This is a genomic window from Urbifossiella limnaea, assembly GCF_007747215.1.
Classification (GTDB): domain Bacteria; phylum Planctomycetota; class Planctomycetia; order Gemmatales; family Gemmataceae; genus Urbifossiella; species Urbifossiella limnaea.
The window spans coordinates 4,217,021-4,237,961 of record NZ_CP036273.1; the positions used below are offsets into that span (position 1 = coordinate 4,217,021).

Annotated in this window: 21 protein-coding genes; 13 read left to right on the forward strand and 8 right to left on the reverse strand. The window is 71.4% G+C overall.

Going from position 1 to position 20,941, the window contains the following annotated elements; translation table 11 throughout:
• Positions 1-286 precede the first annotated feature (286 nt).
• The 8 genes from ETAA1_RS17245 (at position 287) to ETAA1_RS17275 (ending at position 7,211) form a co-directional block, all read left to right on the forward strand.
• Entirely contained in the window at positions 287-1,636 is a 1,350-nt protein-coding gene (locus ETAA1_RS17245) for a DUF1501 domain-containing protein (RefSeq protein WP_145240587.1), read from the forward strand.
• A 137-nt stretch (positions 1,637-1,773) separates the two neighbouring features.
• Positions 1,774-2,823: a sulfate ABC transporter substrate-binding protein gene (locus tag ETAA1_RS17250; RefSeq protein WP_145240589.1), complete on the forward strand. Its 1,050-nt coding sequence runs from the start codon at positions 1,774-1,776 to the stop codon at positions 2,821-2,823.
• A 32-nt stretch (positions 2,824-2,855) separates the two neighbouring features.
• Complete coding sequence (locus tag ETAA1_RS17255) at positions 2,856-3,062, forward strand: hypothetical protein (RefSeq protein WP_145240591.1); 207 nt, start codon at positions 2,856-2,858, stop codon at positions 3,060-3,062.
• Positions 3,059-3,889 (forward strand): sulfate ABC transporter permease subunit CysT, encoded by an 831-nt coding sequence (gene cysT, locus ETAA1_RS17260; RefSeq protein ID WP_145240593.1) that lies wholly within the window; start codon positions 3,059-3,061, stop codon positions 3,887-3,889. The genes ETAA1_RS17255 and cysT overlap by 4 nt, the downstream gene beginning before the upstream one ends.
• Positions 3,879-4,766, forward strand: a complete 888-nt coding sequence (cysW, locus tag ETAA1_RS17265) for a sulfate ABC transporter permease subunit CysW (protein WP_145240595.1) — start codon at positions 3,879-3,881, stop codon at positions 4,764-4,766. Before cysT ends, cysW begins: the two co-directional genes overlap by 11 nt.
• 133 nt (positions 4,767-4,899) lie before the next feature.
• Positions 4,900-5,022 (forward strand): hypothetical protein, encoded by a 123-nt coding sequence (locus ETAA1_RS33480; protein ID WP_261341988.1) that lies wholly within the window; start codon positions 4,900-4,902, stop codon positions 5,020-5,022.
• Between the two features lie 186 nt (positions 5,023-5,208).
• The gene (locus ETAA1_RS17270; RefSeq protein WP_145240597.1) at positions 5,209-6,150 is read left to right on the forward strand and encodes an ABC transporter ATP-binding protein; all 942 of its coding nucleotides are present in this window, start codon (positions 5,209-5,211) and stop codon (positions 6,148-6,150) included.
• Positions 6,151-6,164: 14 nt separating this feature from the next.
• Positions 6,165-7,211 (forward strand): ABC transporter permease, encoded by a 1,047-nt coding sequence (locus ETAA1_RS17275; RefSeq protein WP_145240599.1) that lies wholly within the window; start codon positions 6,165-6,167, stop codon positions 7,209-7,211.
• 1 nt (position 7,212) lies between these two features.
• On the opposite strand, the gene ETAA1_RS17280 is transcribed toward ETAA1_RS17275, so the two are convergent.
• Together ETAA1_RS17280 and ETAA1_RS17285 are read right to left on the reverse strand one after the other, a co-directional pair.
• Positions 7,213-7,503, reverse strand: a complete 291-nt coding sequence (locus ETAA1_RS17280) for a hypothetical protein (RefSeq protein WP_145240601.1) — start codon at positions 7,501-7,503, stop codon at positions 7,213-7,215.
• A 14-nt stretch (positions 7,504-7,517) separates the two neighbouring features.
• Entirely contained in the window at positions 7,518-8,342 is an 825-nt protein-coding gene (locus ETAA1_RS17285) for an NAD-dependent epimerase/dehydratase family protein (RefSeq protein ID WP_145240603.1), read from the reverse strand.
• Between the two features lie 141 nt (positions 8,343-8,483).
• On the opposite strand from ETAA1_RS17285, the gene ETAA1_RS17290 reads away from it, so the two are divergent.
• Entirely contained in the window at positions 8,484-9,314 is an 831-nt protein-coding gene (locus tag ETAA1_RS17290; protein WP_145240605.1) for a sialate O-acetylesterase, read from the forward strand.
• A gap of 4 nt (positions 9,315-9,318) precedes the next feature.
• Here ETAA1_RS17290 and ETAA1_RS17295 read toward each other — a convergent pair whose 3' ends face one another.
• The 3 genes from ETAA1_RS17295 to ETAA1_RS17300 all read right to left on the reverse strand — a co-directional run bounded on the left by ETAA1_RS17295 (position 9,319) and on the right by ETAA1_RS17300 (position 12,236).
• On the reverse strand, positions 9,319-10,488 hold the full coding sequence (locus ETAA1_RS17295) for a hypothetical protein (RefSeq protein ID WP_145240607.1): 1,170 nt from the start codon (positions 10,486-10,488) through the stop codon (positions 9,319-9,321).
• A 21-nt stretch (positions 10,489-10,509) separates the two neighbouring features.
• Complete coding sequence (locus ETAA1_RS32055; RefSeq protein WP_202920187.1) at positions 10,510-10,683, reverse strand: hypothetical protein; 174 nt, start codon at positions 10,681-10,683, stop codon at positions 10,510-10,512.
• Between the two features lie 260 nt (positions 10,684-10,943).
• A complete protein-coding gene (locus ETAA1_RS17300) occupies positions 10,944-12,236 on the reverse strand; it encodes a S1C family serine protease (RefSeq protein WP_145240608.1) in 1,293 nt (430 codons plus the stop codon).
• Positions 12,237-12,321: 85 nt separating this feature from the next.
• Here ETAA1_RS17300 and ETAA1_RS32060 point away from each other — a divergent pair, with 85 nt between their 5' ends.
• From ETAA1_RS32060 to ETAA1_RS17320, 4 genes are all read left to right on the forward strand, one after another.
• Positions 12,322-13,098: a globin family protein gene (locus ETAA1_RS32060; protein ID WP_202920188.1), complete on the forward strand. Its 777-nt coding sequence runs from the start codon at positions 12,322-12,324 to the stop codon at positions 13,096-13,098.
• Positions 13,099-13,157: 59 nt separating this feature from the next.
• Entirely contained in the window at positions 13,158-14,648 is a 1,491-nt protein-coding gene (locus ETAA1_RS17310; RefSeq protein ID WP_145240609.1) for a S1C family serine protease, read from the forward strand.
• An 82-nt stretch (positions 14,649-14,730) separates the two neighbouring features.
• On the forward strand, positions 14,731-15,675 hold the full coding sequence (locus ETAA1_RS17315) for an MBL fold metallo-hydrolase (RefSeq protein WP_145240610.1): 945 nt from the start codon (positions 14,731-14,733) through the stop codon (positions 15,673-15,675).
• Positions 15,676-15,835: 160 nt separating this feature from the next.
• A complete protein-coding gene (locus tag ETAA1_RS17320; RefSeq protein WP_145240611.1) occupies positions 15,836-16,564 on the forward strand; it encodes a hypothetical protein in 729 nt (242 codons plus the stop codon).
• A 60-nt stretch (positions 16,565-16,624) separates the two neighbouring features.
• Here the strand turns inward: ETAA1_RS17320 and ETAA1_RS17325 are convergent, their stop codons facing one another.
• The 3 genes from ETAA1_RS17325 to ETAA1_RS17335 all read right to left on the reverse strand — a co-directional run bounded on the left by ETAA1_RS17325 (position 16,625) and on the right by ETAA1_RS17335 (position 20,930).
• Positions 16,625-17,002, reverse strand: coding sequence for a hypothetical protein (locus ETAA1_RS17325; RefSeq protein WP_145240612.1), 378 nt, complete (start codon positions 17,000-17,002; stop codon positions 16,625-16,627).
• A gap of 162 nt (positions 17,003-17,164) precedes the next feature.
• The gene (locus ETAA1_RS17330; protein WP_145240613.1) at positions 17,165-19,765 is read right to left on the reverse strand and encodes a S41 family peptidase; all 2,601 of its coding nucleotides are present in this window, start codon (positions 19,763-19,765) and stop codon (positions 17,165-17,167) included.
• A 139-nt stretch (positions 19,766-19,904) separates the two neighbouring features.
• A complete protein-coding gene (locus ETAA1_RS17335) occupies positions 19,905-20,930 on the reverse strand; it encodes a CPBP family intramembrane glutamic endopeptidase (RefSeq protein WP_145240614.1) in 1,026 nt (341 codons plus the stop codon).
• Positions 20,931-20,941 lie beyond the last annotated feature (11 nt).

Here is a 20,941-nt window from a genome sequence, read left to right on the forward strand (position 1 = left end):
GCTCGAATGGAAGGCTTCAGCGTACCCCTGCGACGGGTGCGCTGCCAGCGAATTGCCCCAGCGAAATGTGTCGCGATCAGGCCAGCCGCAACCGGATGACACACGACCGCGCCGCAGCCTCGACTCCCGCGCCCCGCGGCTGACCGGCCTGGACTGGTTTCATCCAGTTTTGTATTGCTGGGCCGGTTCTGCCGATGTAAGCTATCATCACGGTCGGAGCAACACACTCCGCCCGCCCGCCGGCAAACTGCCAACCTCCCGCCTTCCCCGCACGGGGCCGCCCGCGATGCTCAACATCCCACTCGGCCGCACCCGCTTCTGCGACGGCGTCAGCCGCCGTAGCTTCCTCCGCGCGGGCACGTTCGCCTTCGGCGCGACGGCGCTGACGCAAGCCGACCTCCTCCGCGCCGAAGCCGCCCAGGGCGGGCTGCCGCGGACGGGGCACAAGGCCGTCATCAACATCTTCCTCGGCGGCGGCCCGCCCCACCAGGACATGTGGGACCTGAAGCCCGACGCCCCCGCCGAAGTCCGCGGCGAGTTCCGCCCGATCAGCACGAAGGTGGCCGGCATCCAGATCGGCGAGACCTTCCCGCGCATCGCAGCGATGGCCGACAAGTTCGCCTTCATCCGCAGCATCGTCGGCGCCAGCGGCGGCCACGACGCCTTCCAGGCCACCACCGGCTGGCGGCAGGAGTCACTGGCCCCGATGGGCGGCCGCCCCAGCCTCGGGAGCGTCGCCGCACGCCTGCAGGGGAACGTGGACGCGTCGGTGCCGCCGTTCGTCGGCCTCGCCGAGACGACGCAGCACGGGCCGTGGAGCGACCCGGGCCGCAGCGGCTTCCTCGGCGCCGCCTTCGGGGCGTTCAAGCCGCGCGGTCCGGACCTGGCGAACATGGTGCTGAACAGCAGCAACCGCGACCAGCTGCCCAGCCGCAAGGAGCTGCTGACTAGCTTCGACCAGCTCCGCAGTGGTCTGGAGCGCGACGGGGCGCTGAAGACGGCCGACCTGCACACCGCTCGCGCGATGGACGTGCTGCTGTCGAGCAAGCTCGTGGACGCCCTCGACGTGTCGAAGGAGAGCCAGAAGACGCGGGACCGCTACGGCGACGGCAAGCCCTTCCAGTTCCAGTTCGACGGCGCCCCGACCGTGAACGAGCAGCTGCTGATGGCCCGCCGGCTCGTCGAGGCCGGCGTCCGCGTCGTCACGCTGAGCTACGGCCGGTGGGACAGCCACGGCAAGAACTTCGACCTCGTCCGCGACCACGGCCCCAAGCTCGACCAGTGTCTGACGGCGCTCGTGGAGGACCTGAGCGTCCGCGGGATGCTCGACGACGTGACGGTGATCGCGTGGGGCGAGTTCGGGCGGACGCCGAAGATCAACGGCGGCGCCGGCCGCGACCACTGGCCGCAGGTCAGCTGCGCCATCCTCGCCGGCGGCGGCATGAAGACGGGTCAGGTGATCGGCGCGACGAACCGCCTCGGCGAGTTCGCGACCTCCCGGCCGACGACGTTTGGTGAGGTGTTCGCCACGCTGTACCACAACCTCGGGCTGAACCCCATGACGAACATGGTGAACGACCCGACCGGCCGGCCACAGCACCTCGCCGACGGCGTGCCGATGCCCGAGTTGGTGTAATTCCACGTTGGCAACGCTCCGAAAGCCCACCCGTTACCCCGGGTGGGCTTTTTCACTTCATTCACTTGTTGTTCCAAGCCGACAGCATACACTACTTCCGCGACGCGGATGGTAAACTATCGGAGGCTGAACTCCTCGTGTGGACGAAGTTCCTGTTCGCCGTCGGTGGCGTGTACCTCGTCGCGGCAGCGGCCTGGATCGTGTCCGCCGGTGTCGTCCGGGATGGTGGCGGAACCGACCTGCTGAACGTCGCCTGCGACCCGACGCGCGAGCTGTGGCGCGACATCAACGCCGCCTTCATCCGCGACTATGCGGAGAAGAAGGGGACGACGGTGACCGTCCGCATGTCGCACGGCGGCTCCGCGAGTCAGGCACAGGCCGTTGCCAACGGGCTCGAAGCGGATGTCGTCACGCTGGCGATGTTCCCCGACACCGACATGGTGCGGAAGGCCGGACTCCTGGAAGCGGGTTGGGAGAAGAAGCTGCCGAACCGGTCGCTGCCGTACGTGTCCACCATCGTGTTCGTGGTGCGGAAGGGGAACCCGAAGAACGTCCGCGGCTGGGCCGACCTGGCCCGCGACGACGTGTCGGCCATCACGCCGAACCCCAAGACGTCGGGCAACGGAAAGTGGAGCTTCCTGGCGCTCTGGGGCTCCGTGATCTGGAGCGGTGGCACCGAGGCCGAGGCCCGGGAGTACGTCCGCGGCGTGTACAGCCGGACGCCCGTACTCGACGCCGCCGCCCGCGGCGCGACCATGACGTTCGCGTCGAAGAAGATCGGCGACGTTCACCTGACGTGGGAGAACGAGGCCCACCTGGAGGTGGACGAGGGGCACGGCGAGCTGGAGATCGTCTACCCGCTGAGCCGCGCCGGGAAGGCCATGAGCGTGCTCGCCGAGCCGCACGTAGCGCTCGTGGACAAGGTGGCCGACCGCCGCGGCACCCGCGTCGCGGCCGAGGCCTACTTGAACTTCCTTTACACCGAGCCGGCGCAGGAGTTGATCGCCCGGCACCACCACCGGCCGACGTTGAAGCGGGTGGCCGACCGCCACCGCGATCACTTCCCGGACCTGGACCTGCGAACCGCGACGGGCCTCGTGCCCTCCGGTACGTGGGACGAGGTGCTGCGGACGTACTTCGCCGACGGCGCCGAATTCGACCAGATGTACTCCCGCCGCTCGAAGTAGTCTCACCCGTGCCCAGAAAGGACCGATCCGTGGTGGCCGCCAGACGCGCCCCGAGTTCCGAGCTTGTCCTGTCCCCCGCCGCCGAGGCGTTCGTGGCCGACCTGGCCCGTGCGGCCTACGACGTGGCGCTGCGGCACGGGATCACCGGCCCGTTCGCCGACCTGGAGCTGGCGCTGTGGCGCGAGCTGCGGGACGTGGTGATGGAGCGGCCGGCCGGGTGTCGCGGGGGAGCGGCATGAGCCGCGTCAGCCGGCGGGCGCTGCCGGGCTTCGGGCTGTCGCTCGGGTACACCGTCACGTACCTGAGCCTCCTCGTGCTCATCCCGCTCGCCGCGGTCGTGGCGCGGGCGGGGTCGCTCGGGCCGGCCGAGTTCCTCGACGCCGCGTGGACGCCGCGCGCCCGCGCGGCGTACCTCCTCACGTTCGGCACCGCCGGCGCCGCGGCGCTGGTGAACGTCGTCCTCGGCCTGGTCGTCGCGTGGTCGCTCGTCCGCTACGAGTTCCCGCTCAAGCGGATCGTGGACGCCCTCGTGGACGTGCCGCTCGCGCTGCCGACGGCGGTCGCGGGGCTGGTGTACGCCACGCTGTACGCCGAAAACGGCTGGATCGGGCAGTACCTCGTGCCGCTCGGCGTCGAGGTGGCCTACACCCGCCTCGGCATCGTCGTGGTGCTGGTCTTCACCGGGTTCCCGTTCGTCGTCCGCACCGTGCAGCCGGTCCTCGCCGACCTCGACGCCGAGGCGGAGGAAGCCGCGGCGGTGCTCGGCGCGACGCGCTGGGAAACCTTCCGCCGCGTGCTGCTCCCGACGCTGATCCCGCCCGCACTCACCGGCTTCGCCCTGGCCCTGGCCCGCGGGCTCGGCGAGTACGGCTCCGTCGTGTTCATCTCCAGCAACCTGCCGTTCCAGACCGAAGTCGCGCCGATGCTCATCGCCGCGCGGCTGGAGGAAGGCCCGGCCAGCTACCCGGCGGCGGCCGCCATCGCCGTCGTGCTCCTGGGCATCTCGTTCGCGCTGCTCGTGGTCGTAAACCTGCTCGAACGGTGGGCCCAGCGCCATGCCGGCTGAGTTGCTCGACGCCCCCGCCGTCGCCCCCACGCGCCCGCGGACAGACCCCGCGGTCGTCCGGTACACGCTAATCGGGCTTACGTACCTGATCGTCGGCGGGTTGATCGTGCTGCCGCTCGTCGCCGTGTTCCACTTCGCGCTGCGGAACGGCATCGGCGAATACTGGACGAACCTGACGACGAACCGCGACACCCGGCACGCCGTGTTCCTCACGCTCGTCGTGGCCCCGGTCGCGGTGGCGATGAACGTCGTGTTCGGCGTCGCCGCGGCGTGGCTGATCGCCCGCTTCCGCTTCCCCGGCCGCACCGTCCTGACCACGCTCATCGACTTGCCGTTCTCGGTGTCGCCGGTGGTGGCGGGGCTCATCTTCGTGATGATCTTTGGGGCGCAGGCGCCGCTCGGGGCGTGGCTCCAGGAGCACGGCTACCGCGTCATCTTCGCCCCGCCGGGGATCGTACTGGCGACGGCGTTCGTGACGTTCCCGTTCGTGGCCCGCGAGCTGATCCCGGTGATGGAGGCGGCCGGCCCCGAGGAGGAGTTGGCCGGCCGTAGCCTCGGCGCGAGCGGGTGGCAGCTGTTCTGGCGGGTGACGCTGCCGAACGTGAAGTGGGGGCTGCTCTACGGCGTGATCCTGTGCAACGCCCGCGCGATGGGCGAGTTCGGCGCCGTGTACGTGGTGTCCGGCCGCATCGGCGGCGAGACGGACACGATCCCGCTGCAGATCCAGAAGCTGTTCGACACCCCGGGCCGCAGCGGCATCTCGGACGCCTTCGCCCTGGCGTCGGTACTGACGATGCTGGCGCTGGTGAGTCTGGTGGTCAAGGTGCTGATCGAGCCGAAACTCCGCGAGAAGCCCGAGCCGCCGGCCGAGTCGTGACCTGAGGACGGCGCCCTGGGCAATCAGCATCGTCTTCGACTGCTCGTCTGTAATGCCGAGGGTCGGCGGCTTCAGTTCCTACCTCAGCGCGCCGACGGCATCGTCGCCGGAGCTCGACCCGGAGACCAGGACGTTGGGCACCCCGTTGGCCGTGTCGAACCGGCGGCGGCTGGCGTTCACCAAGCCGGAGTTGCCGGGGACGATACCGCTGGGCGCAGCGGCGCGGCTCGGCACCGACGGGCAGACGAACTACTGAGGTTGGTCGCCACGGTCGTTCCTGTTCGACGTGGCCCAACGCGACCGGCGTCCGTGACCGGAACTTCAGCACGCCGCCGACGGTGATCCGGCTGCCCGGGAAGCTCTCGCTGTTGTTGCCGGCGTAATCGTGCAGCGCCAGCCCGATCGGCCATCAGCCGGCACGGGTGCCCTGTACAATCCCCGGATGCCACCCGCCATCCGCTGCCGCGGCCTCGTGAAGACGTACCCCGGCAAGCCGCCGGTCGAAGCCGTGCGCGGGCTCGATCTGGACGTGCCGGCCGGCGAGTGCTTCGGCCTCCTCGGCCCGAACGGGGCCGGAAAGACGACCACGCTCGAAATCGTTGAAGGGCTCCTCGAACCGACCGCCGGCGAGGTCGAAGTCCTCGGCCTGACGTGGGACCGCGACGGGGCCGCCATCCGCCGCCGCATCGGCATCTCGCTCCAGGAAACGCGGCTCGCCGACAAGCTCACCGTCCGCGAGACGGTCACCCTGTTCCGCTCCTTCTACCCCGCCGGGATCGCCGTCGACGACGCCATCGGTCGCGTGTCGCTGGAGGAGAAGGCGGCCGCACAGGTGGAGAAACTCTCCGGCGGCCAGAAGCAGCGGCTGGCGGTCGCGGCCGCGCTCGTCGGCGACCCCGAGTTGCTGTTCCTCGACGAGCCGACGACGGGCCTCGACCCGCAGTCGCGGCGTCAGTTGTGGGACGTCATCCGCGACTTCCGCGGCCGCGGCCGAACCGTCGTGCTGACGACGCACTACATGGACGAGGCGGAGCGGCTGTGCGACCGCGTCGCCGTCGTCGACCACGGCAAGGTCATCGCCCTGGGCACGCCGCGCACGCTGATCGCCGACCTGGGCGGCGAGCACGTCGTCGAGTTCAGCGTGGACGGCGAGCTCCCCGCGACGGTTCACACCGAGTGCGGCCGGCTGCCGGCCGTGCAGGCCGTCCGTGCCGAGGCCGGCGGTTACCGGCTGACCGTCGGCGACCCGGCAGCCGCGATCCCGCCTCTGATGGACTTACTGCGCGGCAACGGCGTCCGCCTCGCCGGGCTGACCACGCGGACGGCCACGCTCGAAGACGTGTTCGTCACGCTCACCGGCCGCCACCTCCGCGACGCGGCGTGACCGGAAGGAGTTTCATGTCCCCGCTCTGGCAATTGACGCTGGCCCGGCTGCGCGAGTTCTTCCGTCGGCCGGCGGCGGTCTTCTGGGTGTACGGCTTCCCGCTCGGGATGGCGCTCATCCTCGGGGCCGCGTTCCGCGACCGCCCGCCGGACAAGGTGCGCGTCGACGTGCGCACCGACGGGCCGGCCGGGGCCACAGCTGCCGACGCACTCGCCGCGGTCCTCCGCACCGACCACATCGACGTGACGACCGGCGACGAGGCGGCGACGCGCGCCCGACTCCGCACCGCGAAGACGGACCTGGTGGTGACCCCGGCCGCGACCCCGGCGGCCGCGGCCGAATACTTCCTGGAGCCGAACCGGCCCGAGGCGGCGCAGGCGCGAACGCTCGTGGACCGCGAGTTGCTGCTTCGGCGTGTGCCGGGCTACCAGGCGCCGGCGGAGGCGAAGCTGACGGAGCCGGGCGGGCGGTACATCGACTTCCTGATCCCCGGCCTGCTCGGCATCAACCTGATGGGCGGCGGCCTGTGGGGCGTCGGGTTCGTCGTCGTGGACATGCGCGTCCGCAAGCTGCTGAAGCGGTTCCTCGCCACGCCGATGCGCCGGACCGACTTCCTGCTCGCGCTCATTTTCAGCCGGCTGATCTTCACGCTGATCGAAATCGTGCTGCTGCTGACGTTCTCGTACGTCGTGTTCGACGTCCGCGTCCGCGGCGACCTGACGGCGTTCGCGGGGCTGGTGCTGCTCGGCGGCGCGGCCTTCGCCGGCGTCGGGCTGCTGGTGGCGTCGCGGGCCGAGACGGTCGAGACGGTGTCCGGCCTGATGAACGCGGTGATGCTGCCGATGTACCTGTTCTCGGGCGTGTTCTTCTCGTCGGACCGGTTCCCCGAGGCGATGCAGCCGGTGATCCGGCTGCTCCCGCTGACGGCACTCAACGACGGATTACGGGCGGTGATGAACGACGGGGCCGGGTGGGCGGCGGCGGCCGGCCCGGCGGCGATCCTGGCGGCGTGGGGCGTGGTGTGCTACGCGCTGGCGTTCCGGCTGTTCCGGTGGCGGTGACTCACGCCGCGCGGCTCGTCGGGCGAGTGGCGCGATCAACGACGACGCCGGCCACGAGTACCAGTGCCGCCGGCCCGTACCGCTCGCGTACGAGCCGCTCGACGGCCGGCGACAGCTCCGCCCGGAGGGTGTCGACGTCGGCGTCCCACCCGACCGCGTCCGGGTCGAGCCGCAGCACGCGGCAGCCGTACCCCCGCAGTTCGGAGAGCAGCTCGACGCCCCCGGCGCCGGCGTGAACGACGAGGTCGTTCGGCCGCAGCCCGTGCTCGCGGATCAGGTCGGCGGGTGACACGTGCGGGCCTCCCCTTACGCGGCGATGCGTTGAACCTGCCGCGGGCCGAACGACCGGACCCGCAGGTCGTCGCGGCACCATGCCACCGTTTCAGCCAGCGCGTCGGCCAGGCCCGACGCCGGCGCCCAGCCGAGCGCGTCCGGCGGCGTCGCCGTGCCGAGAACCACTCGACCGGCGAACACGTCGCGGACGGCGTCCGCCATTTCGCGGTCGGTCCGCGCCCACTCGCTGCGGAACGCGTGTTCCAGCACACGCGCTCCGGGTTCGGCCAGCAGCAGTTCGGCGAGAGTCACGCAGGCGCGGGCGGCGTCGCGGACGGCGACGTAGTCGCGCGGCGGCCCTTCGACCGCGAACCCGGCGCGGTCGCCGTTCAGCAGCGCCGCGACGGTGCCAGGCACGAGGCGGCTCGCGTCGCGGTCGCCGGGGCCGAACAGCGCCCCGAAGCGCGCCACCCCCACCGGCTGTCCGGCAGGTGCGGTGAACGCCACCCCGTCCGGCCGGGCCAGCACGACGGGCACGCGGCTGTCGTAGCGGCGCGTCGCGTCGAGGACGGTCACGGTGGCGCGGGGGTCATCGGTCATGTGGAAGACGGCCCGCGCCTCGTGGACGGCGAGAGCGGAATGCACGCGGAACAGGTCTTCGGCCCGGCCGTGAACGACGTGCACTTTGCCGGTGAGGCGGTGCCGGGTGAACTCCGCCGCGGCGGCGCGGTCGCGGACCAGCCCCACGACCTCCGCCCCGCGGGCCAGCAGTTCGCGGACCACCGCCGTTCCCAGGAAGCCGGTGCAACCGGTGACCAGCACCCGGCGGGCGGGCCAGGGGCTCGACGTCTCGTTCATCCGGTCGCCCCTCCCCGGGCGGCGGTGCAGCGGTCGGTGAGGGGACCATACCCCCGGCCGCGCCCGCGGGTCAAGCGGAAGCGCGGCCCGGGCCGGATATCATGTCCCCGCATCCAATCATCGACCGGCGGGGGCGACACCATGAGGCGGGCACTCGGGGCGGCGGCGTGCGGGCTCCTGCTGGCGACCGCGGCGCGGGCCGAGCACTTCGACGTGTTCGTGGTCGCGGGCCAGTCGAACGCCGACGGCCGCGGGGCCGCCGCGGCGCTGACCGGCCCGCTGGCGAAGTGGGCGCGGCCGCAGGACGACGTGCGCATCGCGTACTCCTGCTCGTCGCTCCGCGGGCCGGCGCTGGCGAGCGACGGCTTTCAACCGTTGCGGCCGGGGTGGAGCGTGGCCCCCGGGAAGGCGCGGCCGACGGCGCTGCCGAGCGGCACGTTTGGCCCCGAGGTGTCGTTCGGCCGCGGACTCGCCGACCGGTTGAAGGGGAAGTCCGTCCGCCTCATCAAGTTCGCCGAAGGCGGCACCAGCCTCGCCAAGAACTGGAACCCCGCCGACAAGGCCGGCCTGTACCCGCCGTTCCTGGCCTTCACCCGCACGTCGATGAAGGCACTGACCGCCGGCGGCGACACGGCCACGGTCCGCGGCATGATCTGGCACCAGGGCGAGAGCGACGCCGAGCTGCCGGCCGCGGAGTACGAGAAGCAGCTGACCGCGTTCATCGGCCGCGTGCGCACCGACCTCGGCGTACCGGCGATGCCGTTCGGCGTCGGCGAGGTGATCGACAACGGCAAGCGCGACACCGTGCGGGCGGCCCAGAAGGCGACCGCCGCGAAGGTGCCGGGGGCGTTCCTGGTGACGGTCGAGGGGCTGACGTCCAGCGACGGCGGCACGCACTTCGACGCCGCGAGTCAGATCGTGCTCGGCGAGCGCTTCGCCGCGGGGATGGCGAAGGCGCTCGACGCGAAGTGAGCGGTCACGCCGCCCGCCGCTCCTCGCGCTTCAGCCACCGCTGCATCCCGGGCAGGTCTTCCTCCCAGGCCTTGCCGAAACGCCGCGAGCAGAAGACGTCGTAGACCAGGTCCAGCGTCTCCACCAGCGCCCGCAGTTGCGTCGCCCGCTCGTCGAGCTTGGCGCGGGCGTCGGTCACGTCCTCGGGCGGCGGCGGGATTTTGGCGCTGCTCACGGCCAGCGTCTCGGCGTGGATCGCCAGTTCGTACTGCTGGTCGTGGCGAACCAGCGTCAGGCCACACTTCCGCGGCAGCTTGCCCGTCTGGATCGCCCGCCGGGCCTCGGCGAGACGGGTCGGCCCCTCGTGGCTGATCGTCTCGTGCCCGGTCTGGCCGCGCGGGCACTCCAGCGTCAGGCTGCGGGCAATCATCACCGTCGCGTCGGAGTCGTCGGCCAGCTTCAGCGTGTCGGACTCGATGTCGGTGTAGTACCAGAGCCACAGCAGGAACTCGTTGCCGAGGAAGTCGCGGCTGCTCTCGTCGGCGATCCACGCCACGTCGGCTGTGCCGCCCGGCACGAAGGCGCTGGGTGCGCTATCGTCCACCTGACGGGTGCGGTTGTGCAACTCGGACAGCAAGTACGCCCGCCGGCCGGCGGTGACGGCTTCGAGCTTCAGCTGAAAGGTTTGCTCGAAGAGGCTGCACAGGCGGTCCACCTGCGTCAGCGACGTGGCCCCGAACAGCACCTCGTTCGAGAGGCGGTCCCACAGCACGGGGAAGCACTTCCGCTTGCGGTACCGGCCGTCCTTCGCCTCGTCCTCGAGGCGGTCGCGCGCCGCCTCCTTCGCCTCCCGCTTCTGGCGGGCGCTGGCGGTGCCGCTGGGGTTGTTCTTGCTCAGCGCCTTGAGTTCGACGGCGGTGTAGGCCCGCATCAGGTCGGCGGGGAGCTTGTCCACGTCGACGCGGAGCTCGAAGTGGAGCGTGTCGTTGATGACGTTCTTGTCGAGGAGAAAATCGGTGTCGAGGACGTGGTCGCCGGCGGTCCAGCCGGTCTCGACGCCGTCGGCGGCGGCGAGGCGCTGGCGGCCGGCGGCGCGGTCGGCGAGCCGGTCGAGGTGTTCCGCGTCGAAAAGGCGCGGGGCCGGGCCGCTCACCTGGAAGCGGAGGAACGTGACCCGGCCGTTGTAGAAGCCCATGCTGCCCTCCCGGGGGAGGGGCTAGCCGACCAGCACGGCCTCGCTGACCTCCCCGTCCTTGCGGCGCATCTCTTCCAGGATGATCGGATGCCAGGCGCGGTCGCGCTCACCGGAGGGGACGTAATTCTCCCGCGCCCAGCGCCGCATGCGGATCTCTTCGATGAAGTCGGGTTCGGTGAGAAAGCCGCTGCCCATGACTCGACTCGGCCGGGGGTGGACCCGCCACAAGCGGGTGGAAGAGGGGCCGCCGGTGTTGGCGGCGCCGGGTGATTTAGGAACCGCCCGGACATCGGCAAGCGGGTCCGGGGAAAATATCGGAATCGAGGTCAGAATTGCGACGGTTGGGCGAACTGGGAAAGGCAGGCGAGCCCATCAAGCCAATCGCCCAGGGCTTACGCCCTGGGCGATTGGTTGCCGCCCCTTCGGGGCTCCGACCCAGGAACCATTCGCGTCGTTCAGACGCCTTGCAGCACCACCGTCACCTCCTGCTCCTCGTCGTCGCGCAAGAAGCGCACCCGCACTCGGTCGCCGGGCCGCAACTTCGCCACGGCCCGCTGAAAGGCGGCGGTGTCATCCACGCGATCGTCGTTGATCGCCACGATCACGTCGCCGGGCACGACGCGGCCGGTTACGGTGCGTCCCAGGGCGCGAAGGCCGGCGCGGGCGGCGGGGCCGTTCGGCACCACCTCGGCGATCATCACGCCGGTGTCGTAGCCGGCGCGGCGGAGCTTTTTCTCCTCGTACAACCGCACGCCCAGGTCGGGTGCCTGGCTCCTTCCCGTGCGGATGATGTCGGTCACCACCTGGTTCACGGCGTCGGACGGGATGGCGAATCCGATCCCGACGTTGCTGCCGGTCGGCGTGGCGATCGACGTGTTCACGCCGACCAGCTTGCCGGCGCGGTTCAGGAGCGGGCCGCCGCTGTTGCCGGGGTTGATCGGCGCCGTGTGCTGCACGGCCCCGCTGATCGGCGCCGTCGTCGGCGCCTCGATGGTGCGGTCCAGGGCGCTCACGATGCCGTCGGTCAGCGTCAGGCTCAGGCCGAACGGGTTGCCGATGGCGTAGACGCGCTGCCCGACCTTCAGGTCGGCCGACGTGGCGAGCCCGAGCGGGACCAGTTTCCCCTTCACGCCAGCGGGGTCGATCTTCACCACGGCCAGGTCCACGTCTGGGGCGGTGCCGACGAGCCGGGCCTCGTGCGCGGAGCGGTCGGCGAGCACGACGCGGACCGCCATTCCGGGCCGCCGCAGCACGTCCTGGATGACGTGGAAATTGGTGACGATGCGGCCGTCACCGTCCCACACGAAGCCGGAGCCGGTGCCGGTCTGCTGCTCCTGGAGGCGGTCGCTGTACCGCTCGCGCTTGAGCATCACCGTGTCCACGTTCACGACGGAGCCCTTGGCCGCCTCGAACACGCGGTTGGCATCCCCCTCGTCGCCGCCGAGCGGGCCGTTGGCCGTCGCCTCGCGCTGCTGGGCGTCCGGGTTCGTGGCCGGCGCCGCGGCCGCCGGTTGCTCCGGCGCCCCGCCGCGACCCCCGACGCGGGAGACGGCGTAGAACGCCCCGAGCCCGAGGGCGACGCCGAACGCCAACATCAAAAGGTACACGAGCGGCTTGAACGACCCGCCCTCATCGCCGTCCTCCCGCGGGCGGGGGCGGCGACGCGGGGGGTTGTAGGGGGCGTCGTCGTCGGGGTACGGGGGCGGCATGGCGAACCTGACGGGTGGGGGCGGGGGTGCCGTTCTCATTCTACCTCCGTCCGCCGGCGGCGCCCTCGCACCGGCCGCGGCGGCGGGGTAAACTGGCGGCATTCGTGACCTCCGGGGATCGGCCATGCGAACGCGGGCGGCAGTGGCGGGATGGCTGTTCGTGATGGCGGGCGGGGCGGTCGTCGCCCAGCCGGCCCCGCTCGACCGCGCGGAGTTGGACCGGCGCACGGCCCGCGTCGTCCACGAGGCCGCGACCCAGGGGAGCGAGTTGTACAACCGTGGCGGCAAGGCCGAGTGTTACCGGTTGCTCCAGGGCACGCTTCTGGCCGTCGAGCCGATGCTCGACCACCGGCCGAAGCTGGCAGTGTTCGTGAAGGAGCAACTCGACAAGTCCGCGAAGATGTCGCCGGACGCCGCCGCGTTCGAGCTCCGCAAGGCGATCGACGCCGTCCTCGAACAGACGGCCTCGGCCTTCGGCCCTGAGAAGACCCCCACGCCCAAGGACCCGCCCACGCCGGACAAGACGGCGGGGTCGCTGTGGGACCGCATGGGTGGGGAGAAAGTCGCGCGGGCCACGGTCAAGGACTTCGTCGCCGTCGCCACGGCCGACGCGAAGCTGAACCTGACCCGCGGCGGCAAGTACAAGCTGGACGCCGCCAGCACCGCCCGCCTCGAAGGCTGGCTCGTGGACGCCCTGAGCCAGGTGACGGGCGGGCCACTCAAGAGTACCGGGAAGGAACTCGGCTCGTTCGCCGCGGAGCTCAACCTGACCTCGGGCGAGGTGAACGGGCTGGCGCTGCACTTCCGGAGCGCGCTGGAGCGGAACAAGGTCGGCGACACGGAGCGCGGCGAGTTCCTCATGCTCGTCCCGCAACTGCGATCGAAGGGCGTCCTGAAGTAATGCCCGCGGGCGGGCGGCGGCGTAGAACGAGCCCAACCGCCCGTCCCCCGGGGCCGCCCATGCGCGTCCTGTCCGGCCTCCTCGCCGTTCTCGCCGTCGTCGTGCCGGCGCTCGCCCAGCCCGCCCCGCGCGACGTGCTCAACGCCTACGAACAGCAACTGAAGGCGCTCCACGCCGCGGCCGCCCCAGCGGTCGTGTGCGTGGTCGTGTCGCGCAGCGACAAGTACCCCGCGCCGGCCGCCCTCCCCGACTACCCCGGGCGGCTCGGCACGTTCGACGCCGACGCCTTCCGAAAGGGCGGCCCCGACCGCGTCGCACTTGCCCGCAAGCTCGACCTGTCCGATCCCGCCGCCGTCACCGACCACGACTCCGGCACCGGCGTCGTCATCGACGCGGCCGGGCTCGTGCTGACCAACTTCCACACGGTCGAGGGTGCGACCCGCATCTACGTCCATATCCCCGGAGGCAAGGGGAGCTACGCCGACGTCCACGCCGCCGACGGCCGCAGCGACTTCGCCGTGCTGAAGCTGCTGACGCCGCCCGCCGGGTTGAAGGCGCTCAAGATCGGCGACGCACGGCTGTTCGACCTGCCGTCGGGGGAGAAGAACGTCTCCCCCGGCAAACTCGTCGCCGTGTTCGACTACCGAACGGCTGGCGGTGCGGTCCCTGACCGGGCCGGGTTCGCGCTGCCGGTCGTCAGCGATGTCAAATTCCCGCCGTGGAACCAGAACTCGAACGACACGCCGAACAGCGTCTACCGCTACGCGCCGCTCGTGGAGTTCGAGTCGCGTGCGGTGCCGTCGTCGAGCGGGGCGGCGGTGCTGAGTCTCGACGGCGAGTTGCTGGCAATGACGAGTGCGGTCGCCACCGTCGGCGGCGGCGACGGCGGGCGGACGCAGGCCGTGCCGTTCGACCAGTGCAACCGCCGAGTCGTGGACGTGCTGGCCCGCGGCGAAGAGGTCGAGTACGGGTTCCTGGGGGTCGTGATCGAAAAGTTCGGCCGCACTAACGTCGGCGTCGGCATCAGCCAGGTGAGCCCGCGGAGCCCTGCCGACGGGCGGCTGTTCCCCGGCGACGTCATCACCCACATCAACGGCCAGCCGACGCGGAACTTCCCGGACCTGCTGTACCAGATCGGTTCATCGTTGGCCGGCAGCAAGGCGCGGCTGACCGTGCGCGGCAAGGAACGGCCGGTGGACGTGCCGCTGGCGAAGTACAGCCACACGAGCCCGGTCATCGCCGCGAACCGGCCGGCCGCGGTGTTCGGCCTGCGCGTGGACTGGACGAGCGTCATCACGCAGGGCGGACTCGGGTCGCTGGTGGTGCCGCCCGGCGTGGTCGTGCGGGAGCTCGTGCCCAACTCGCCGGCCGCGGCGCGGTTCAAGACGCTCGGGGAGAACGCACGCTGGGTCGTGACGCACGTAAACGGAGTCGTGACACCGACACCCGCGGCGTTCTACGCCGCCGCCCGGGAGCAGCGCGAGGTTCGGCTGACGGTGATCGACGCGGGGCAACAAAACGCCAGGCCGCGTGAGGTGACTCTACCCTGACCGCAACCGTCCTTGCGGCGGCCGCCGGCGGGCCGGTAAAACGGTTACACCCTCCCCAACCTCCCCCCGGAGTACCGTCGGGATGACGGCGCGGTTCACGGTCCTCGCCAGCGGCAGCAGCGGCAACGCGGCCCTGCTCGAAGTGGACGGCTTCGGCCTCCTCATCGACTGCGGCCTGCACTCGCGTTTCATCTCGGCCCGCCTCGCGGCGGTCGGTCGCAGTTGGGAGCACGTCCACGCCGCCGTCCTCACGCACACCCACGGCGACCACTGGAAGGACACGTGCCTCGCCGACTTCCGCAGCCGCAAGATCTCGCTTCACGCACACCCGATGCACCTGAACCACCTGGCGACCACCGCCCCGTCGTTCGGCCCGCTGAAGGCCGCGGGCTATACCCGCGCTTACGCCGACGGCGAGCAGTTCGGCATCGCCCCCGGGCTGACGGCAACGCCGGTCTGGGTCTCGCACGATTCCGAGCCGACGTTTGCGTTCCGCTTCGACTACGCGGACGCCGACGGCTTGTCGTGGTCGGTCGGGTACGCCTCGGACCTCGGCGTGGCCTCGGCCGAGTTGGTGGCCGCGTTCGCCGGCGTGGACGTGCTGGCGGTCGAGTACAACCACTGCGAGCGGATGGAGCGGGCGAGCACGCGGCCGGCGTTCCTGGTTCAGCGGGTGCTCGGCGACCAGGGGCACCTCTCGAATCGCCAGGCTGCGGAATTCACGCGCGCCGTCGCGGCCCGGTCCGGGCCCGGCTTCCCGTCGCACCTCGTGCAGTTGCACCTGAGCCGCGACTGCAACCATCCGTTCCTCGCCGAGGCGGCCGGACGCAACGCGCTCGCCGACCTGAACCCGTCGGCCGTGGTGCTGACGGCGAGGCAGGACGCACCGGCGAAGTCGATCGACCTGGTCCGCCGGCCGGACGCTGCGGTGCGGCTCGCGGCGCGGCCCGGGGCGCCGCCCGCGGCACCCTTCCCCACACGGCCGAAGCCCGCGGCGTCCGTGCTTCCGGGCTTCGGGGTAGTGTGACGGTTGTACCGGTCGTGCGGGCTCGTCCCGTTCTGCCACCACTTTCCGCTCCCACACCCACCCTTCCGACCGCTTCCGCCGGACCGACCGGCGCCGCCCGGCCGAAACGAGTTTTCGTCACGCACCCCGCGACGGGTGCGGTCCGCACGGAGGCGGGGTCATGAAGCGGCTTACGGTACTGGCGCTCACGGCAACGGTGGTGTGGGGCGCGTCGTTCGCCCGAGCCGCGGACCCGCTGCCGTTGCCGACCGGGTTGGCGCCCACGACGCCGCGGGTGCCGGCGCCGGTGCTCAAGAACGGCTCCGTGGTGCCGATCGCCGCGACCGCCGCGCCGACGGCCGGGGCGGTGCAAACGGTGGGTTTCCGGGCGGCGGGGTCGGTGCCCGCGAGCGACTGGTCTCGCGGGGCGAACGTGTGGTGTTCCGACTGCGCCCCTGCGGTTCGTCACCCGTTGCCCCCGGCCCCGGTGGCGTGCGCGACCGGCACCGCTCGCGGGCACGACGGCTCGTGCTGGGAGAAATTCAAGAGCTGGCTCTGCTTCCGCGAGACGCCCATTCACCTGGGTCTGACGCCGACCCCGCGTGCGGCGCCGCAGTACACGTACTTCCCGTGTACGGAACGTGCCGGCTGCGCGGCCGGCAACTGCGGCCCCGGCGGCTGCGCTCCCGGCCACCCGCGGCTCGGCGGGGGGCTGATCGGCGGCCGCGCTTGCACCACCTGCCCGACGCCGGGTGAGTCCGTCATGCCCGGCTTCCGCTTCGCCAACCCCACGGCCGGAATGGCGCCCCCGCAGGTGGCGACCACGCCGGCGAGCGGGGTGGTGCCGTCGGGGTTCCGCACGCCGGCCCAGCCTCAGCCGGCCGTGCCTTACCGCGCCACGCCGCGCTGACCATCAACGACGAAAACCCGGGGGCATTCGCCCCCGGGCTTTCGTCGTTGATGGTCGTGTTCAGCGCCCGACGGGCACGCCGCCCTTCGGCGCCGGCAGCAAGTTCGCGCCGCCCTCGCCCGGGGCCGGAGTCGGCACCGCGAACGGTTGCGTCGGCACGCCCGGCCGCGGGATCAGGTCAGTCGGCTGCGGCAGCGGCAACTCCGACGGCCCCCCGGGACCGCCGGAGCCGCCCGGAATAAACCCGCCCGGTGTCCCCGTCGGGAAGTTGCCGCCGACCGGTACCCCTTCAACGCACGAACTCCCTGACCCCACCAGCTGACACGGCGCGCTGTTACCGCGCGACGTGAACCACCCGCTCCCGCAGTTCGTCCGGCACCCGCCGGCCGCCACGGTCGCCGCGACCGCCAGCGCGAGCACCGACACCTTGCGGACCATGTTTCGCCCCCCACCGCCGGCCCGGCCGTCGTCGCGGCCGCTCACCGACTTGAGGGAATTCTGACCGCCCCGCCGGATTTCACAACCGCGGCCGGGAAACAAAAACGGCCCGCCGGTTCGCACCGGCGGGCCGAGTCGCTACAACCGGACAGGTTTACCCGATCAGCCTTTCGGCCGGGCCGCGATCTGCTTCTGTAGGTGCGCCAGCGCCGCGGCGAGCTGCCTGTCCTTCTCCGGCGTCGTCACCTTCGGGTCGGCCCCCGGCGGCGGGATCACCTCCAGCTCGCGCAGGTGCGTCTCCAGCTCCGACGACTCCTCGCGGGTCAGCTTCACCTCGAAGCCGCGGTCGGGGCGGACGCCCCACTCCTCGTCCGGCTCGCCCTTGGTGGCCAGCTTGTCGATGTTCCGGTCGCTCGGCGGGTAGTAGCGGGCGATGGTGAGCTTGATCTGCCCGAGCGTCTGCCGGAAGTCCATGACGTTCTGCACGCTCCCCTTGCCGTAGCTCCGCTCGCCCAAGATCGTGGCCCGCTCGTGGTCCTGGAGGCACGCCGCCACGATCTCGCTGGCGCTGGCGCTCTGGCCGTTTATGAGCACGACCACCTCGAAGCTCTTGTCGGCCGGGCGCCGGCCGCGGTACACCTCGGCGCTGCCCCCGCCGGCGCGGGCCTTCACCGACACCAGCTTCTCGGCCCCGACGAACAGCTCGCTGACGGCGACGGCCGTCGACAGGTAGCCGCCGGGGTTGCCGCGGAGGTCGAGGATGAGGCCGTTCAGCCCGCCGTTCTCCTTGAGGTCGGCGATGGCCGCCTTCAGGTCGGCGCCGGTCTTCTGGGTGAACTGCGTCAGCCGGACGTAGCCGATCTTGTTGGCCGCGTCGAGGGTGTACGACCACTCGGCGTCGGCGCCGCGCTTGACGCCCATCACCGTCTCGACCGACACCGAGTTCCGCTTCAGGTCGAAGGTCATGGGCTTGCCGTCGCGGTCGATCTTCAGCTGCACCGGCGTGCCGGCCTTGCCGGTGATGATGCCGATGGCCTCCTCGGTCTTCATCCCCTTCGTGCTGTACTCGCGCTGGGCGCCCTCCGGGAGCGGACCGCCCTCGTTGTCCACGCTGCGGACGATGCCGGTAATGAGGTCGCCGGCGCGGATGCCGGCGCGGAACGCCGGGCTCCCCTTGATGGGGGTGACGACGAGCAGCCCGTCGCGGACCGGCTCGCGGCGGATCTGGATGCCGACGCCAGAGAACTGGCCCGTCAGCGAACTCTGCATCCGGCGGACGGTGTCGTTGTCGTAGTAGACGGTGTACGGGTCGTTGAGGCTGGCCATCATCATCAGGATGGCGGTGTCGGCGTCCTTGTTGCCGTCCAGGTCTTCGCGCTTGCCGAGCCGCGCGCGGGCGTTCTGGAGCAGTTCGATCCGCCGGGCCTCGGTCAGCGTCTTGGCCCCCTTCAATGCCTCGTCGAGCTCGGTCGGCAGCGGCTCCTCGATGCGGCGGTACATGCCGCGGATCGCGGCCGCGGTCAGGTCGCCGGTGTTCGTCTCCTTGATGTACACCTCGTTAACGCGGTCCGCGGCCGACGACACCTTGCGGGCGAAGGCGGTGGCCTCGGCCGCGGCGAGCGTCAGCCCCTCCTTCAGCTCGGTGCGGGCGGCCACGAACGCCGGCCCGACCAGGTCGCCGTCGGCGAGCCGCTGGTACAGCTTGCGGAGGTCCTGCTGGGCCTTCAGCTTCGGCATCCGCTTCAGCAGCGCGTTCCCCTCCTTCGCCAGCTCCTCGGTCACGGTGCCGGCCTTCGCCAGCGCGGCGAGGGTTTCGACGCGCTTCTTGACCTTGGCCGTCTCGTCGGGGTTGAACGTCAGCGGGAAGTGGCTCGTCTTGCCGCCGATGGCGACCGGCTGGCCCTCCTTCTCCTTGTTCGTCTTGCCGAGCTTGCGGGCCTCGTTCGGCAGTTCCTTGTCGAGGTAGCGCACGAGTTCGTCCGACGTGACGAGCCCGTCCGGCTCGTACCCGTCGCGGTAGCCCTCGGCCTCGCCCTTCCCCTTCAGCGCCTCGACGGTCAGGCTGCCGAACAGGCTGTTCTCGCCGCGGGCGATCGACTCCGACCCGATGAACCCGCTCAGCAGCAGGACGCGGTCCTGCGGGCGGACCGACTCCTCCTTGTCCTCGGAGCCGAACAGCAGCGCGTCCACGTCGTTGAGGTTCGGCTCGGCGATCTTCTCGGCCCCGGGGTCGAAGCCCTTGTATTGCACGTCCATCATCAGGAGGACGTTTTGCGCCTTCACCTTCTTGAACGACGGGGCGAGGTCGCTGCCGAGGACGACGGCGGTCTTGGCCCGGTCCTTCAAGACGGTGTTCGGGGTGAAGTAGACGGTCTTGTCGCCGGTGCTGGCGCCGCGGCCGAAGAAGGCGACGAGCAACAGGTCGTCCTTGCCCGTGCTCTCGACGGCGGCCTCGACGGCCTTGACGATGCCGTCGCGGGTGGCGACCTCGCCGCCGCGCTTGGCGTCGGGGGCGGACAGGAATAGCTTGGTGCGGGCAGCGGGGACGCCGAGGAATCGCGGGTCGGTCACCACGTCGTACAGCGCCTTGGCGTCGGCGTCGGCGGTCGGGCGGGCGGTGATCGCCTTATCCTGGTACTCGCCGGCACCAACGATCACGACGAACGGGCCGCCCGGCTTGGTCTCGGGTTCAGCGGCGGCGGCCCGCCCGCCGAACCCGGCGGCGAGCGCGATGAGGGCAAGAACTGTGTGGCGAGCGTTCATACCGGTGCCTTTCCTGGTCCCGTATCCGGGGGTGTCCCCAGCCTGAATTATTGTCCCGATCGGCGCAGGCGGGTCAACCGCAGTTGCGCAACGGCGCGGGGCGAGGTACTGGTGACTGGCCGCGGCGGGCGGTCCTGGTTCAACCCGTCGCCAGAAGCCCGATCAATGCTACGCCGCTCACCACGGCCAGGGCAACCGGTACCCGTCCGGCCGGGGCATCGCTCACGCCGCCCGGCGGCACCATCACCCCCCGCGGCCCGGTGGCGGCGGCCCGCGCCGACCACGCCGCCAACCCACAGCTGACCAGCACGACCGCGGCGAGCGCGAACAGGCCGATCGGGTACGACGCCAGTGCCCGCTCAAGCCCGCCGATCGGCACCGCGCCCACCGCGGCGAGGCCCGCGAAACCATTATTCGCCACGTGGACTGCGACCGGCACCCAGAGCGACCGCGAGCAGGCGTACGCGAAGTGCAAACACGCCCCCATAGCCGCGGTCACCAGCACATACGGCGGCGGGTACAGGTGCAGCAGCCCGAAGAACAGTGACGACAGGGCGACGCCGCCGACCCAGCCGTACCGCCCGACGTACCCGCGGCCGAGCAAGCCGCGGCACCACAGTTCTTCGACGACGCCCGGTCCGACGCCGACCGCCAGCAGCACGAACGCGGGGTGGAAACCGGCGAACAGTTCGCCGAGTTGGCCGGACTGGTCGAGGTGCTCTTCCATGCCGAACAGGCGGAACAGGAGTTGGGCCAGCCCGTCGCTGAGGATCACGAACGCCGGCAGCGCCAGCAGCGCGAGCCCGAGGTGCACGGGTGGCAGGCGTCGCAGCCCGACCTCGCGCGTCCACCCGCGGCCGACAACGACCCGGAACACGATCAACGTGAACAGCAGGCCGGCGAGGTAGCCGAGCGGGAACGACCATGCCAGCAGCGACACCAGCGCCGGCGGCAGCGAAGACACGCTGTTCGGCTTGCCGTCCGGAGGAGCGTCGGCGGCGGGGTCGCCGGCGGCGGCGAGCGCGAGGAAGCCGCCGACGACGATGACGATGAGCGTGCCGAACAGGACGACGGCGAACGCGACCGTGAGGAGGGTGCCGTCGAACAGCCCCGGCCGCGCGGCCGGGGGGCGGGTGACCAGCGGGGCGTCGTCGGCGCTCGCCATCGGTTCGGCCC